The following is a 13,725-nucleotide window of genomic DNA, read 5'->3' as shown; positions in this document are numbered from 1 at the left end:
ATAGCGCATGAGTACTCATACTTTCAAACCCGACATGCCACCGCCGGCCAAGGTCTTCGGCCCGATGGCGTGGATCCGCGCGAACATGTTCTCCAGCTGGCTCAATACCCTGCTGACCCTGTTTGCGTTCTACCTGATCTACCTGGTGATTCCGCCGTTGCTCAGCTGGGCGATCTTCGATGCCAACTGGGTCGGCACTACCCGCGCCGATTGCACGAAGGCGGGCGCTTGCTGGGTATTCATCGAACAGCGTTTCGGTCAGTTCATGTACGGCTACTATCCGGCGGACCTGCGCTGGCGCGTGGACCTGACCGTGTGGCTGGCAGTCATCGGCGTGGCGCCGCTGTTCATCAAACGTGTGCCGCGTAAGGCGGTGTACGGGCTGAGCTTCCTGGTGATCTATCCGATCGTTGCCTGGTGCCTGCTGCATGGTGGCGTGTTCGGCCTGAGCGCCGTTGCCACCAGCCAGTGGGGCGGCCTGATGCTGACCCTGGTGATCGCCACCGTCGGTATTGCCGGCGCGCTGCCGCTGGGGATCATGCTGGCCCTGGGACGACGCTCGAACATGCCGGCCATTCGTGTGGTCTGCGTGACGTTCATCGAGTTCTGGCGCGGCGTGCCGCTGATCACCGTGCTGTTCATGTCGTCGGTGATGCTGCCGCTGTTCCTGCCTGAAGGCATGAACTTCGACAAGCTGCTGCGGGCACTGATCGGCGTGATCCTGTTCCAGTCGGCCTACGTCGCCGAAGTGGTGCGCGGCGGTCTGCAAGCGATCCCCAAAGGTCAGTACGAAGCCGCTGCCGCCATGGGCCTCGGTTACTGGCGCGCCATGGGCCTGGTGATTCTGCCACAAGCCCTGAAACTGGTGATTCCCGGCATCGTCAACACCTTCATCGCGCTGTTCAAGGACACCAGCCTGGTGATCATCATCGGCCTCTTTGACCTGCTCAACAGCGTCAAGCAAGCCGCTGCCGATCCGAAATGGCTGGGCATGGCCACCGAAGGCTACGTGTTCGCCGCCCTGGTGTTCTGGATTTTCTGTTTTGGTATGTCGCGCTATTCCATGCATCTGGAACGCAAGCTCGACACTGGCCACAAGCGTTAGGAGTTTTTTCGATGAGCGAAGCAATCAAAAAGCCAGTGGGCCCTGAAGGCATCATTCAGATGCAGGGCGTGAACAAGTGGTACGGCCAGTTCCACGTGCTGAAAGACATCAACCTCAACGTCAAGCAGGGCGAACGTATCGTGCTGTGCGGCCCGTCGGGTTCCGGCAAGTCCACCACCATCCGCTGCCTGAACCGTCTGGAAGAACACCAGCAGGGCCGCATCGTGGTCGATGGCGTGGAACTGACCAACGACCTCAAGCAGATCGAAGCGATCCGTCGTGAAGTCGGCATGGTGTTCCAGCACTTCAACCTGTTCCCGCACCTGACCATTCTGCAGAACTGCACGTTGGCGCCGATGTGGGTGCGCAAGATGCCCAAGCGCAAGGCCGAGGAAATCGCCATGCACTATCTGGAGCGCGTACGCATTCCGGAGCAGGCGCACAAGTTCCCGGGGCAACTGTCCGGCGGTCAGCAGCAGCGTGTGGCGATCGCCCGTGCGCTGTGCATGAAACCGAAAATCATGCTGTTCGACGAACCGACCTCGGCACTCGACCCGGAGATGGTGAAAGAGGTTCTCGACACCATGATCGGCCTGGCCGAAGACGGCATGACCATGCTTTGCGTAACCCACGAAATGGGCTTCGCCCGCACCGTGGCCAACCGCGTGATCTTCATGGACAAGGGCGAAATCGTCGAGCAGGCTGCACCGAACGACTTCTTCGACAATCCGCAGAATGATCGGACCAAGTTGTTCCTGAGTCAGATTCTGCATTGATATCTGATGCATAAAACCAACCCGGCCTTGTGCCGGGTTTGTTTTTTTGGGATCAGGACACGGTGAGGGTTTCGTGTTCTTTGTGCTCGGTATACTTGAAGGCGTTCCTCAGATCCGCCCCTTCACCCAAGGCTTTCGCATCGGCGAGCAAGTGCGGATAGCGATCGAGCAGGCGCATCAGCAGCATCAACGCCTTCGGCGGAAGCACTTCGCCGCGCTCATAGCGGGAAAATGCGTTGTGTCCGCCACCAGACAGCAGTTGCACCGTTTCTTTTTGGGTCAGGTGCAATTTGCGCCGTATGCGCTTCATTTCGTTACCGATCATTTGTCGGGCAGCGATCACCAGATCATCACCGGCTTGCGTGTAGCGTTCTGCACTATCGGTATCGGCGTCCCACTCGACCTCCCCGCATTTGTGACATTCCCAGCCAGCAAGGTCATCGATACGACGTTCCATGCCTTTGACACTGATGGTTTCGCCGCGGCCCTCGAAATGTGTCATTCCCTCGAGTGCACCGCAGCTGAAACATTGCCGGTTCTTCATTGGTTTTTCTCCTTGAAGGAGATTACCGGTGGGCCACCTTCGGGGCGGTATGTCACCTTGATGTAAATCTCCAGATCGTGTGAGTGCGTGTGATAAACGTCTTGCCAGACTCGATGATCGTCATAGGTGGTCATCGACTTGTACAACATCCTGTTCTGCAGTTCGAAAACGATTTCTTGCATCTCTATGATGCTGAAGCCGAGATCCAGTCCGGTTTTTTCTGCGCTCTTGGTGAATGCCTGTCTTCCACGTCGTCTGACCTCAGCCTTGATCACCGCCAAGTCGTAATGGGGTGTGTTCTTTTCCATAAGAAACCAAAACCCTGTCCCTGAAATTACCCTTAAAGGGTAATTTTGACCAATCGAAAATCCCGCTTCATTTCCCTCCCAATCAACCTAGGTGGTTGCCGTCCTACACGGAGCTGACTAACATGTCAGAAAATTCATCCCATGATTGGATGAAAGGGCGAATCCTATGTCAGAAATTTCTCCACTCATTAAGCGATCCCTGGTCGATCAAGCCCTGGATCTCTTGCGCCAGCGCATCACCGACGGCACCTGGCAGGTCAATCAGCGTTTGCCGACCGAGCCCGAGCTGTGTGCCGAGCTGGGCATCAGCCGCAATACCGTGCGCGAGGCGATGCGGGTATTGGCGTTCTCCGGGCTGATCGAAATCCGTCAGGGTGACGGCAGCTATCTACGGGCGGTGGTCGATCCGATGGACACGCTCAAGGCGCTGTCCAGGTGCTCGCTGGATCAGGCCCGGGAAACCCGGCACATCCTTGAAGTCGAGGCCATCGGCCTGGCGGCGTTACGTCGCACCGATGAGGATCTGGCCGGTTTGCGCGAGGCGCTTGGCGTTGCCGGCAGCCACTATCACGGTGACCTCGACAGCTACATCGCCTGTGATCTGGTGTTCCACCGCCGTCTGGTGGACGCCGCGCACAACCCGGCCCTCAGCGAGCTGTATCGCTATTTCTCCAGCATCGTCGGCGCGCAATTGCGCCAGACCCTGAACATCGTCCCTCGTCGACAGGAAGTCTTCGATTTGCACATCGCCCTGTTCGAAGCCGTCGAACAGCGCGATCCGGAACGGGCCAAAGCCCTGTCGAGGCAACTGATCAATGAACCCTGAAACCGAGAAAACCATGTCCCGCCCTGAAACCGCCAACGCCCCCAAGCGCACCGCCGAACTGGAGGAGCTGCTGATCGATGCCGAGGCCGATGATGAGCAGGTGCAGCAAAGTCATCCGCTGGTGCGCCGCCCGTGGCTGTTGCTGCTGGGGCTGATTCTGGTGGCGTTGAACCTGCGCCCGGCGTTGTCGAGCATGGCGCCGCTGCTCAGTGAAGTGTCGAAAAGCCTTGGCTTGTCCGCCGCTCAGGCAGGCTTGCTGACGACGTTGCCGGTGTTGTGCCTCGGTCTCTTCGCGCCTCTGGCTCCGGTGCTGGCGCGACGCTTCGGTGCCGAGCGGGTGGTGCTGGGGATTCTTCTGACACTGGCCGGCGGCATCATCCTACGCAGCAACTTCGGTGAAATCGGCCTGTTTGCCGGCAGCGTTGTGGGTGGCGCCAGTATCGGCATCATCGGTGTCTTGCTGCCCGGCATCGTCAAGCGTGACTTTGCCAGGCATGCCGGCACCATGACCGGTGTCTACACCATGGCCCTGTGCCTGGGCGCGGCAATGGCGGCGGGCTCGACCGTGCCGTTGAGCGAGCACTTCGACCATAGCTGGGCCATGGGCCTGGGCTTCTGGGTGATTCCAGCACTGGTCGCTGCGGTGTTCTGGCTGCCTCAAATCGGTCAGAAGCACGGCGCGCACAACGTCGCGTACCGAGTGCGAGGGCTCCTGCGAGATCCGCTGGCCTGGCAGGTGACCTTGTACATGGGCCTGCAATCGTCGCTGGCCTACATCGTGTTCGGCTGGTTGCCGTCGATCCTGATCGGTCGCGGGCTTACGCCGACCCAGGCCGGTCTGGTGCTGTCCGGTTCGGTGATCATCCAGCTCGCCAGTTCGCTGGCGGCACCGTGGCTGGCCACGCGCGGCAAGGATCAGCGACTGGCGATCGTGGTAGTAATGGCGCTGACCCTCGGCGGCCTGTTCGGATGCCTCTATGCGCCGATCGAAGGCCTGTGGGGCTGGGCGATCCTGCTGGGCCTGGGGCAGGGCGGGACGTTCAGCCTGGCGCTGACCCTCATCGTGTTGCGCTCGCGGGATTCCCACGTTGCCGCGAACCTGTCCAGCATGTCCCAGGGCTTCGGTTACACCCTCGCGTCCATGGGGCCGTTCGCGGTCGGCGTGGTGCACGACTGGACCGGCGGCTGGAACGCCGTGGGCTGGATCTTCGGCATCATCGGTGCCGGTGCGATTCTCGCCGGCCTTGGTGCCGGGCGTGCGCTGTACGTGCAGGTGGAAAGCGAAAAGGTCTGATACGCACACACTGTCGGTATTCGGAATGCGAATGCCGATAGTGTTTCGGGCGTTTGCGGATTATCGTGCTGGCAACCTGTACCTTTCCTGGAGATCGCCCATGAGCGAAGAAGTCCACAGCGCCCTGATCACCCGTTTCTACCAGGCTTTCCAGCGTCTCGACGCCGAGGCCATGGCCGCCTGCTACACCGACGACGTGGTGTTCAGCGACCCGGCCTTCGGCGAGTTGCGCGGCCGCGATGCCGGCGACATGTGGCGCATGCTCACCACCCGGGCCAAGGACTTCTCCCTGACCTTCGACAACGTCCGCGCCGACGAGCGCAGCGGCGGTGCCCACTGGGTGGCGACCTATCTGTTCAGCCAGACTGGCAACGTCGTGATCAACGACATTCAGGCGCGTTTCGTCTTCCGCGACGGCAAGATCTGTGAACACCACGACCACTTCGACCTGTGGCGCTGGGCTCGCCAGGCACTGGGCTTCAAGGGCCTGCTGCTGGGCTGGACGCCGCTGGTGCGCAACGCCGTCCGCGCCCAGGCGCTGAAAGGGCTGAAGGCATTTCAGGCGAGTCGCTGATAAGATCGCCGCCTGTTTCCCTTGTGCCTGAATTGCCCCGTGACCAGCCTCAGCGAAAATCCTCCCGAAGCCGACGTTCCAGCGAGCAAGTCCTGGTTCGTCTACCTCGTTCGTGCCGCCAACGGTTCGCTGTACTGCGGGATCAGTGATGATCCCGTGCGCCGTTTCGCCAAGCACCAGAGCGGCAAGGGTGCGCGATTCTTTCTTTCGAGCCCGGCGATGGCGCTGGTCTATACCGAGCTGTGCCGCGACAAGGGTGATGCGTTGCGCCAGGAACGGTTGATCAAGAAGCTCAGGAAGAGTGCGAAGGAGTGTCTGGTGGCGTCTTATCGGCCGGACTGAATAAGCCCTCAAGCCTTGTAGATATCCCCTCCGTAGAGGCGACACGTGCATAAACGACAGGCAAGAAAAAACCGCCCTTGTAGGCGGTTTTTTCTGTAAACCTCGGTTTGCGGCCGGGGTTTAGCATCTCACTGGATACACTGGCGCAGACCAAGAGTATTCGTCTTTACGTCACCAGGCAAGCCTTGAAACACCCATTCCAGAGAATGCGATTTTGAGCTCATTTGTTTAAATGACGGTATAGCAATCCGATTACTATTCGTCCGCTCGCATGCCAATGCAGCTTTTGAGGTCTGGCTGATCGACGTAACGGCTTCATGCCCTCTGACATGGGGTTGCTCCCGTGCCGGAATGATTTTTCAGGGGGATCACAACCGGCCGCCTCATTGGGTACATTGGCGTGTATTCCGAAGGCGTACGTGGTCCGGTAAGCACGCTGGAGGTTTGGCCCCCAACCGGAGGTCAAAATGTATGAAGCTTTTGCTGCGTACTCTGAGCCTCGTATGGAGGTCGTTCAAAGCGTTTCGCTTTTACGAGTTCCTGCGAGATCACTTCGATGACCTGATGTAAGGCCATTGCAGTGGAAAAACCGTCTCGGTTTCGGCTGAGACGGTTTTTTTCGAGAACTCTCGAGTGCTTTATCAACCTGACTGATCAGTTCCCATCAGCCGGATCCGTAGGCTGCGAACGATTTGCGCGCTAAGCTGCGGGTTCACTTCCTGTGCGGCGGAACCGAGCATGTCCGAGTTGATCCTCCATCATTACCCGACCTCTCCATTCGCCGAAAAGGCCCGGCTGCTGCTGGGTTTCAAGGGCTTGTCCTGGCGTTCGGTGCACATCTCGCCGGTAATGCCGAAACCGGACCTGACGGCCCTGACCGGTGGCTATCGCAAGACCCCGGTGCTGCAGATCGGTGCCGATATCTATTGCGATACCGCGCTGATCGCCCGCCGCCTCGAGCAGGAAAAGGCCCAGCCTTCGTTCTTCCCTGAAGGTCAGGAAATGATCGCCGCCAGTTTCGCTGCCTGGGCCGATTCTGTGGTGTTCCAGCACGCAGTGAGCCTGGTGTTTCAGCCGGAATCGGTGGCGGTGCGTTTCGGCAAGCTGCCGCCGGAAGCCATCAAGGCGTTCCTCGCCGATCGTGCCGGACTGTTCAGTGGCGGCAGCGCGACCAAAATTTCGGCCGAGCAAGCCAAACATCAGTGGCCGACCATCATGGCGCGCCTGGAGCAGCAGCTGCAGCGCGAGGAGGGTGACTTCCTGTTCGGTGAGCCGTCGATTGCCGACTTCGCCATGGCGCATCCGCTGTGGTTTCTCAAGGCTACGCACGTCACTGCGCCGCTGGTGGATGACTATCCGGCGGTGGCGGCGTGGCTTGGGCGGGTGCTGGGCTTCGGTCACGGTGCGGCCAGTGCGATGAGCTCCGAAGAGGCGCTGGAGATTGCGCGCGATTCGACGCCTGCGGCGTTGCCAGATGAGCAGTTTGTCGATCCGAACGGATTCGAAGCGGGCCAGCAAGTCGTGATCGCGGCCACTGACTACGGCGTTGATCCGGTTGCCGGAGAGTTGGTATTTGCAGGTCGTGAAGAGCTGATCCTGCGCCGTGAAGACGAACGTGGCGGCGTGGTGCATGTGCACTTCCCGCGGTTCGGTTTCCGGATCGAGAAACGCTGAAATGAACGAGGGAGCCGATTGGCTCCCTCGTTCATTTCAGTGCGGCGAGAATGTCGTCCGGAGCAAATCCGCGAATCAGCGTGCCATTGACGTCGATCAGCGGGATCCCGCGCCCGCCCAGCGCTTCGTAGGCCTTGCGCGCCTCGGCGTCCTTCTCGATGTCGAATTCCTTGAACGGAATGCCTTTCTGATCGAGAAAGCGTTTGGTCTGCTTGCAGTAGCCGCACCAGTCGGTGGTGTACAGCACCACTTTGGCGTTGGCGCGAACCTGCTCGGAGGCCATCTGCGACGGGTTGAACACCCGTTCGATCTTGCCCCAGTTCTGATAGACCACGACCACCAGCAGAACCAGCGCAACTTTCTTCAGCACATTGCCGAGCATCAGTTGCGGCGCTTCAGCTGATCGGTGAGCGAGGTTGGCAGGCCTTTGATGACCAGGGTGCCGGCTTCTTCGTCGTATTCGATTTTCGAGCCCAGCAGATGCGCTTCGAAGCTGATCGACAGGCCTTCAGCGCGGCCGGTGAAGCGGCGGAACTGGTTGAGCGTGCGCTTGTCTGCCGGGATTTCCGGCGACAGGCCGTAATCCTTGTTGCGGATGTGGTCGTAGAAGGCCTTCGGGCGTTCTTCGTCGATCAGCTCCGACAGTTCTTCCAGGCCCATTGGCTCGCCGAGCTTGGCCTGGCTGCTGGCGTAGTCGACCAGGGTCTTGGTCTTCTCGCGGGCGGAATCTTCCGGCAGGTCTTCGCTCTCGACGAAGTCGCTGAAGGCCTTGAGCAGCGTGCGGGTCTCGCCCGGCCCGTCGACGCCTTCCTGGCAGCCGATGAAGTCGCGGAAGTATTCCGAGACTTTCTTGCCGTTCTTGCCCTTGATAAACGAGATGTACTGTTTGGACTGCTTGTTGTTCTGCCACTCGGAGACGTTGATACGCGCCGCCAGGTGCAACTGGCCGAGGTCCAGGTGGCGCGACGGGGTCACGTCCAGTTGATCGGTCACTGCCACGCCTTCGCTGTGGTGCAGCAGGGCGATGGCCAGGTAATCGGTCATGCCTTGCTGGTAGTGGGCGAACAGCACGTGGCCGCCCACCGACAGGTTCGACTCTTCCATCAGCTTTTGCAGATGCTCGACCGCGACTTTGCTGAACGCGGTGAAGTCCTTGCCGCCCTCCATGTATTCCTTCAGCCAGCCGCTGAACGGGAATGCACCGGACTCCGGATGGAACAAGCCCCAGGCTTTGCCCTGTTTGGCGTTATAGCTCTCGTTGAGGTCGGCGAGCATGTTCTCGATGGCGGCGGACTCGGCCAGTTCAGAGTCACGGGCGTGCAGGACTGCGGGCGTGCCATCGGGTTTTTTGTCGATCAGGTGGACGATGCAATGACGGATCGGCATGGGCTTCTCGGCAAGTGAAAGGGAGGAGGGCGGGCTCCCCCGAAAAAGCGCTCAGTGTACCGCAACCACTGGTTTTGGCGCGGGCTGAAGGGCAATTCGTGGTCATGGGGCGGCGCTTATGCATTTATTTACCGATTTAGCGCAATAAACCTGACCATTTGGCTAGCTAGAGGCGGATATTTCCTTGTCTCTGTGCTAGTTTTGCCCGGTCTTACGCGTAGTCACTGCGTTAAGCGTGCATTCAGCATTTGTCAGGTCGAACCAAACCCTGATTTCGGCATCTATAACCCCGACTCGTCGTGGTTATCGCCGAGGGTGCCAGATCCAGAAGATCGGGCTCGATGGCTGACACTGCACTCTGCAATCCATATGAATTTGATAGGGAAGGAACACTACATGGCTCTTACTAAAGACCAACTGATCGCCGACATCGCTGAAGCTATCGACGCGCCGAAAACCACCGCGCGTAACGCTCTGGACCAACTGGGCCAAATCGTTGCTGATCAGCTGGAAAACGGCGGCGAAATCACCTTGCCAGGTATCGGCAAGCTGAAAGTGACCGAGCGTCCTGCCCGCACTGGCCGTAACCCATCGACTGGCGCTGCCATCGAAATCCCTGCCAAGAAAGTGATCAAGCTGGTTGTGGCCAAAGGCCTGACCGACGCTGTGAACAAGTAAGACGCAGCGATAAAAAAAACCGTGCGCCGGAGTGATCCGGGCACGGTTTTTTTGTGCCTGCCGATTGTGTTCGGCAGTAGTGGCGGCTGCTTGCGATCAAGCGCCGCCCCGGTTGAAACGTATTACTTGCGAACCCAGCGCTCACGACGCCAGATCTGCTGCTCGGACTTGGTCTGGAAGGTCCAGGCGACGAAGCGGCTCTGCTTCTGGCCCTGGGACATTTCCACTACCTGACTTTCCAGCGCGCCGGCTTTTTTCAGTGCTGTCTCGATGGCGGGCAGGTTCGAAGCTTTCGAGACCAGGGTGCTGAACCACAACACCTTGTGCGCAAGGGTCGCGCTTTCGGCGATCAGTTGCGTCACGAAACGCGCTTCGCCGCCCTCACACCACAGCTCGGCCGACTGACCGCCGAAGTTCAACACCGGCAGCTTGCGCTTCGGATCGGCCTTGCCCAGGGCTCGCCATTTGCGTTCGCTGCCCTTGGTGGCCTCTTCCATCGACGCGTGGAACGGCGGGTTGCACATGGTCAGGTCAAAGCGCTCGCCGGGCTCCAGCAGGTCGATCAGGATATGCTTGCGGTTCTCTTGCTGGCGCAGCTTGATGACTTTGCTCAGATCGTTGGACTGGACAATGGCCCTGGCGGCAGCCACGGCCGTCGGGTCGATTTCCGAGCCCAGGAAGTGCCAGCGGTATTCGCTGTTACCAATCAACGGGTACACGCAGTTGGCGCCCATGCCGATGTCCAGCACATTGACTATGGCACCGCGCGGCACCACGCCGTCGTTGTTGCTCGCCAGCAGGTCGGCCAGGAAGTGTATGTAGTCGGCACGGCCCGGCACCGGCGGGCAGAGGTAGTCGGCCGGGATATCCCAATGCTGGATGCCGTAGAACGACTTGAGCAACGCCCGGTTGAACACACGCACCGCATCGGGACTGGCGAAGTCGATGCTTTCCTTGCCGTACGGGTTGGTGATCACAAACTTCGCCAGTTCCGGCGTGGTCTTGATCAGCGCCGGGAAGTCGTAACGACCCTGATGGCGATTGCGCGGGTGCAGGCTGGCCTCTTTACGCGGCTCCACGGGTTTGGCCGGGGTGGCGGAGTCAGGCTTCTTGCGCGCAGGTTTCGGTGTACGTGGGGCGTTCATGGGCGTGGTCGATTCGGGTAGGGCTGAAGTGGCGGCTATTGTCCCACAGGGAGCCGAGTTGTTGGCCGGAAAAGTGCCGGGCACAAAAAAGGGAGGCCGTTGCGGGCCTCCCTTTTTCAGTGCGATTTGCCGTTACAGGCTGGCAATCCGCGCGTGCTGCTCGGCCAGTTTGCCCAGAGCCTGTTCGGCTTCGGCCAGTTTGGCGCGCTCCTTCTCGATGACTTCGGCCGGAGCCTTGTCAACGAAACCGGCGTTGGACAGCTTGCCGCCGACCCGCTGGACTTCGCCCTGCAGACGCAGGATTTCCTTGTCCAGACGCGCCAGTTCGGCGTTCTTGTCGATCAGGCCGGCCATCGGTACCAGCACTTCCATCTCGCCAACCAGCGCGGTGGCGGACAACGGTGCTTCTTCGCCGGCCGCCAGTACGGTGATCGATTCCAGACGCGCCAGCTTCTTCAGCAGCGCTTCGTTCTCGGTCAGGCGACGCTGGTCTTCAGCGGTGACGTTTTTCAGGTAGATCGGCAGCGGCTTGCCCGGGCCGATGTTCATTTCGCCACGGATGTTGCGGGTGCCGAGCATCAGGCCCTTGAGCCATTCGATGTCGTCTTCGGCCGCCGGATCGATGCGCTCTTCGTTGGCCACCGGCCAGGCTTGCAGCATGATCGTCTTGCCCTGAATGCCGGCCAGCGGCGCGATGCGCTGCCAGATTTCTTCAGTGATGAACGGCATGAACGGATGCGCCAGACGCAGCGCCACTTCCAGTACGCGAACCAGCGTGCGACGGGTGCCGCGCTGACGCTCGACCGGCGCGTTTTCGTCCCACAGCACAGGCTTGGACAATTCCAGGTACCAGTCGCAGTACTGGTTCCAGATGAACTCGTACAGCGCTTGCGCGGCGAGGTCGAAACGGAACTGATCCAGTTGACGGGTCACTTCGGCTTCGGTGCGTTGCAGCTGCGAGATGATCCAGCGGTCCGCCAGCGACAGCTCGTAGGCTTCGCCGTTCTGGCCGCAGTCTTCGCCCTTGTCCAGAACATAGCGCGCAGCGTTCCAGATCTTGTTGCAGAAGTTGCGATAGCCTTCGACGCGGCCCATGTCGAACTTGATGTCGCGACCGGTGGACGCCAGCGAGCAGAAGGTGAAGCGCAGGGCGTCGGTGCCGTAGCTGGCGATACCGTCGGCGAACTCGTCGCGGGTCTGCTTCTCGATCTTCTTCGCCAGTTTCGGCTGCATCAGACCGGAGGTGCGCTTCTGCACCAGGGTTTCGAGCTCGATGCCGTCGATGATGTCCAGCGGGTCCAGGACGTTGCCCTTGGACTTGGACATCTTCTGACCCTGGCCATCACGTACCAGACCGTGCACGTAAACGGTCTTGAACGGAACCTGCGGCGTACCGTCCTCGTTCTTGATCAGGTGCATGGTCAGCATGATCATCCGGGCAACCCAGAAGAAAATGATGTCGAAGCCCGTCACCAGTACGTCGGTGGAGTGGAATTTCTTCAGGAATTCGGTCTTTTCCGGCCAGCCCAGGGTGGAGAAGGTCCACAGGCCCGAACTGAACCAAGTGTCGAGAACGTCATTGTCCTGTTGCAGCGCAACGTCCGGGCCGAGGTTGTGCTTGGCGCGCACTTCGGCTTCGTCGCGACCGACGTAGACCTTGCCCGACTCGTCGTACCAGGCCGGAATCCGGTGGCCCCACCACAGCTGACGGCTGATGCACCAGTCCTGGATGTCGCGCATCCACGAGAAGTACATGTTTTCGTACTGCTTCGGCACGAACTGGATGCGACCGTCTTCAACGGCGGCAATCGCAGGCTCGGCCAGCGGTTTGGTGGACACGTACCACTGGTCGGTCAGCCACGGTTCGATGACGGTGCCGGAGCGGTCGCCTTTCGGCACTTTCAGGCCGTGATCGTCGACGCTGACCAGCAGGCCGGCGGCGTCGAACGCGGCCACGATCTGCTTGCGCGCTTCGAAACGCTCGAGACCGGCGTACTCGGCCGGAATCTTGCCGTCGATACTGTCGTTCAGCGTGCCGTCGAGGTTGAACACCTGGGCCGCAGGCAGCACGTTGGCGTTCTTGTCGAAGATGTTCAGCAGCGGCAGGTTGTGACGCTTGCCGACTTCGTAGTCGTTGAAATCGTGGGCCGGGGTGATTTTCACGCAGCCGGTGCCGAATTCAGGATCGCAGTAATCGTCGGCGATGATCGGGATGCGGCGGCCGACCAGCGGCAGCTCGACAAACTTGCCGATCAGGGCTTTGTAGCGCTCGTCGTTCGGGTTCACCGCGACGGCGGAGTCGCCGAGCATGGTTTCCGGACGGGTGGTCGCGACGATCAGGAAATCGTTGCCTTCAGCGGTTTTCGCGCCGTCGGCCAGCGGGTACTTCAGGTTCCACAGGAAACCTTTCTCGTCGTGGTTTTCCACTTCGAGGTCGGAAATCGCCGTGTGCAGCTTGGTGTCCCAGTTGACCAGACGCTTGCCGCGATAGATCAGGCCGTCTTCGTGCAGGCGCACGAACGCTTCTTTAACGGCTTCCGAGAGGCCGTCGTCCATGGTGAAGCGCTCGCGGCTCCAGTCCACGGACGAGCCGAGGCGGCGGATCTGACGGCTGATGTTGCCGCCGGACTGATCCTTCCATTCCCAGACTTTCTCGAGGAATTTTTCCCGGCCCAGATCGTGGCGGTTCTGGCCCTGGGCTTCGAGTTGACGCTCCACCAGCATCTGCGTGGCGATACCGGCGTGGTCGGTGCCCGGCTGCCACAGGGTGTTGCGACCCTGCATGCGGCGGAAACGGATCAGGGCGTCCATGATCGCGTTGTTGAAACCGTGACCCATGTGCAGGCTGCCGGTGACGTTCGGCGGCGGGATCATGATGGTGTAGGAGTCGCCCGCGCCTTGCGGGGCGAAGTAGTTCTCGGACTCCCAGGTGTTGTACCAGGAAGTTTCAATGGCGTGCGGCTGGTAGGTCTTATCCATGCGCGGCGGGACCCTATTGGCATTTATTCAGGAAAAGCCGGGAAGTATAGCGGGGCATGGGGCGCAGGGCGAGCGCTGTCTCTTATACACATCT

14 protein-coding genes are annotated in these 13,725 nt (G+C 60.2%); 8 read left to right on the top strand and 6 right to left on the bottom strand.

What is annotated here, in order from left to right; translation table 11 throughout:
- Positions 1-7 precede the first annotated feature (7 nt).
- Both DXT77_RS28030 and DXT77_RS28025 read left to right on the top strand, forming a co-directional pair.
- Complete coding sequence (locus DXT77_RS28030) at positions 8-1,105, top strand: amino acid ABC transporter permease (RefSeq protein ID WP_085729716.1); 1,098 nt, start codon at positions 8-10, stop codon at positions 1,103-1,105.
- A gap of 11 nt (positions 1,106-1,116) precedes the next feature.
- Positions 1,117-1,881 (top strand): amino acid ABC transporter ATP-binding protein, encoded by a 765-nt coding sequence (locus DXT77_RS28025; protein ID WP_003221897.1) that lies wholly within the window; start codon positions 1,117-1,119, stop codon positions 1,879-1,881.
- Between the two features lie 52 nt (positions 1,882-1,933).
- Here the strand turns inward: DXT77_RS28025 and DXT77_RS28020 are convergent, their stop codons facing one another.
- Together DXT77_RS28020 and DXT77_RS28015 are read right to left on the bottom strand one after the other, a co-directional pair.
- Entirely contained in the window at positions 1,934-2,425 is a 492-nt protein-coding gene (locus DXT77_RS28020) for a type II toxin-antitoxin system MqsA family antitoxin (RefSeq protein ID WP_119429966.1), read from the bottom strand.
- Positions 2,422-2,733, bottom strand: coding sequence for a type II toxin-antitoxin system MqsR family toxin (locus tag DXT77_RS28015; protein WP_119429965.1), 312 nt, complete (start codon positions 2,731-2,733; stop codon positions 2,422-2,424). Before DXT77_RS28015 ends, DXT77_RS28020 begins: the two co-directional genes overlap by 4 nt.
- A 166-nt stretch (positions 2,734-2,899) precedes the next feature.
- Between DXT77_RS28015 and DXT77_RS28010 the strand changes: the two genes are divergently transcribed.
- The 5 genes from DXT77_RS28010 (at position 2,900) to DXT77_RS27990 (ending at position 7,443) form a co-directional block, all read left to right on the top strand.
- Positions 2,900-3,559: a FadR/GntR family transcriptional regulator gene (locus DXT77_RS28010; protein ID WP_119429964.1), complete on the top strand. Its 660-nt coding sequence runs from the start codon at positions 2,900-2,902 to the stop codon at positions 3,557-3,559.
- Positions 3,549-4,853 (top strand): CynX/NimT family MFS transporter, encoded by a 1,305-nt coding sequence (locus DXT77_RS28005; RefSeq protein WP_119429963.1) that lies wholly within the window; start codon positions 3,549-3,551, stop codon positions 4,851-4,853. Before DXT77_RS28010 ends, DXT77_RS28005 begins: the two co-directional genes overlap by 11 nt.
- 100 nt (positions 4,854-4,953) lie before the next feature.
- Positions 4,954-5,427, top strand: a complete 474-nt coding sequence (locus DXT77_RS28000) for a nuclear transport factor 2 family protein (RefSeq protein WP_119429962.1) — start codon at positions 4,954-4,956, stop codon at positions 5,425-5,427.
- A 39-nt stretch (positions 5,428-5,466) separates the two neighbouring features.
- Positions 5,467-5,769, top strand: a complete 303-nt coding sequence (locus DXT77_RS27995) for a GIY-YIG nuclease family protein (protein ID WP_119429961.1) — start codon at positions 5,467-5,469, stop codon at positions 5,767-5,769.
- A 738-nt stretch (positions 5,770-6,507) separates the two neighbouring features.
- Complete coding sequence (locus DXT77_RS27990; RefSeq protein ID WP_119429960.1) at positions 6,508-7,443, top strand: glutathione S-transferase family protein; 936 nt, start codon at positions 6,508-6,510, stop codon at positions 7,441-7,443.
- Positions 7,444-7,474: 31 nt separating this feature from the next.
- On the opposite strand, the gene DXT77_RS27985 is transcribed toward DXT77_RS27990, so the two are convergent.
- Both DXT77_RS27985 and yejK read right to left on the bottom strand, forming a co-directional pair.
- Complete coding sequence (locus DXT77_RS27985; RefSeq protein ID WP_119429959.1) at positions 7,475-7,825, bottom strand: glutaredoxin family protein; 351 nt, start codon at positions 7,823-7,825, stop codon at positions 7,475-7,477.
- On the bottom strand, positions 7,825-8,829 hold the full coding sequence (yejK, locus tag DXT77_RS27980; protein ID WP_007957356.1) for a nucleoid-associated protein YejK: 1,005 nt from the start codon (positions 8,827-8,829) through the stop codon (positions 7,825-7,827). Before yejK ends, DXT77_RS27985 begins: the two co-directional genes overlap by 1 nt.
- A 396-nt stretch (positions 8,830-9,225) precedes the next feature.
- Here yejK and DXT77_RS27975 point away from each other — a divergent pair, with 396 nt between their 5' ends.
- Positions 9,226-9,507, top strand: a complete 282-nt coding sequence (locus DXT77_RS27975) for an HU family DNA-binding protein (protein WP_003221909.1) — start codon at positions 9,226-9,228, stop codon at positions 9,505-9,507.
- 122 nt (positions 9,508-9,629) lie between these two features.
- Here the strand turns inward: DXT77_RS27975 and rlmF are convergent, their stop codons facing one another.
- Together rlmF and DXT77_RS27965 are read right to left on the bottom strand one after the other, a co-directional pair.
- Positions 9,630-10,652 carry a 23S rRNA (adenine(1618)-N(6))-methyltransferase RlmF gene (gene rlmF / locus DXT77_RS27970; protein ID WP_085711673.1) on the bottom strand — a complete coding sequence of 341 codons (1,023 nt, stop codon included), beginning with the start codon at positions 10,650-10,652 and terminating at the stop codon, positions 9,630-9,632.
- Between the two features lie 132 nt (positions 10,653-10,784).
- Positions 10,785-13,631, bottom strand: a complete 2,847-nt coding sequence (locus DXT77_RS27965) for a valine--tRNA ligase (protein WP_119429958.1) — start codon at positions 13,629-13,631, stop codon at positions 10,785-10,787.
- Between the last annotated feature and the right edge of the window lie 94 nt (positions 13,632-13,725).

Origin of the sequence: Pseudomonas sp. 91RF, assembly GCF_003576265.1 — a bacterium.
GTDB lineage: Bacteria > Pseudomonadota > Gammaproteobacteria > Pseudomonadales > Pseudomonadaceae > Aquipseudomonas > Aquipseudomonas kribbensis.
This window is presented reverse-complemented; position numbering and strand designations above follow the sequence as displayed.

Coding starts and splice junctions, on each gene's coding strand:
- DXT77_RS28025 (WP_003221897.1), top strand. CDS start 1,117: ATGAGCGAAGCAATCAAAAAGCCAGTGGGCCCTGAAGGCATCATTCAG.
- DXT77_RS28005 (WP_119429963.1), top strand. CDS start 3,549: ATGAACCCTGAAACCGAGAAAACCATGTCCCGCCCTGAAACCGCCAAC.
- DXT77_RS28020 (WP_119429966.1), bottom strand. CDS start 2,425: ATGAAGAACCGGCAATGTTTCAGCTGCGGTGCACTCGAGGGAATGACA.
- DXT77_RS27985 (WP_119429959.1), bottom strand. CDS start 7,825: ATGCTCGGCAATGTGCTGAAGAAAGTTGCGCTGGTTCTGCTGGTGGTC.
- DXT77_RS28010 (WP_119429964.1), top strand. CDS start 2,900: ATGTCAGAAATTTCTCCACTCATTAAGCGATCCCTGGTCGATCAAGCC.
- DXT77_RS27975 (WP_003221909.1), top strand. CDS start 9,226: ATGGCTCTTACTAAAGACCAACTGATCGCCGACATCGCTGAAGCTATC.
- DXT77_RS28015 (WP_119429965.1), bottom strand. CDS start 2,733: ATGGAAAAGAACACACCCCATTACGACTTGGCGGTGATCAAGGCTGAG.
- DXT77_RS27990 (WP_119429960.1), top strand. CDS start 6,508: ATGTCCGAGTTGATCCTCCATCATTACCCGACCTCTCCATTCGCCGAA.
- rlmF (WP_085711673.1), bottom strand. CDS start 10,652: ATGAACGCCCCACGTACACCGAAACCTGCGCGCAAGAAGCCTGACTCC.
- yejK (WP_007957356.1), bottom strand. CDS start 8,829: ATGCCGATCCGTCATTGCATCGTCCACCTGATCGACAAAAAACCCGAT.
- DXT77_RS27965 (WP_119429958.1), bottom strand. CDS start 13,631: ATGGATAAGACCTACCAGCCGCACGCCATTGAAACTTCCTGGTACAAC.
- DXT77_RS28030 (WP_085729716.1), top strand. CDS start 8: ATGAGTACTCATACTTTCAAACCCGACATGCCACCGCCGGCCAAGGTC.
- DXT77_RS28000 (WP_119429962.1), top strand. CDS start 4,954: ATGAGCGAAGAAGTCCACAGCGCCCTGATCACCCGTTTCTACCAGGCT.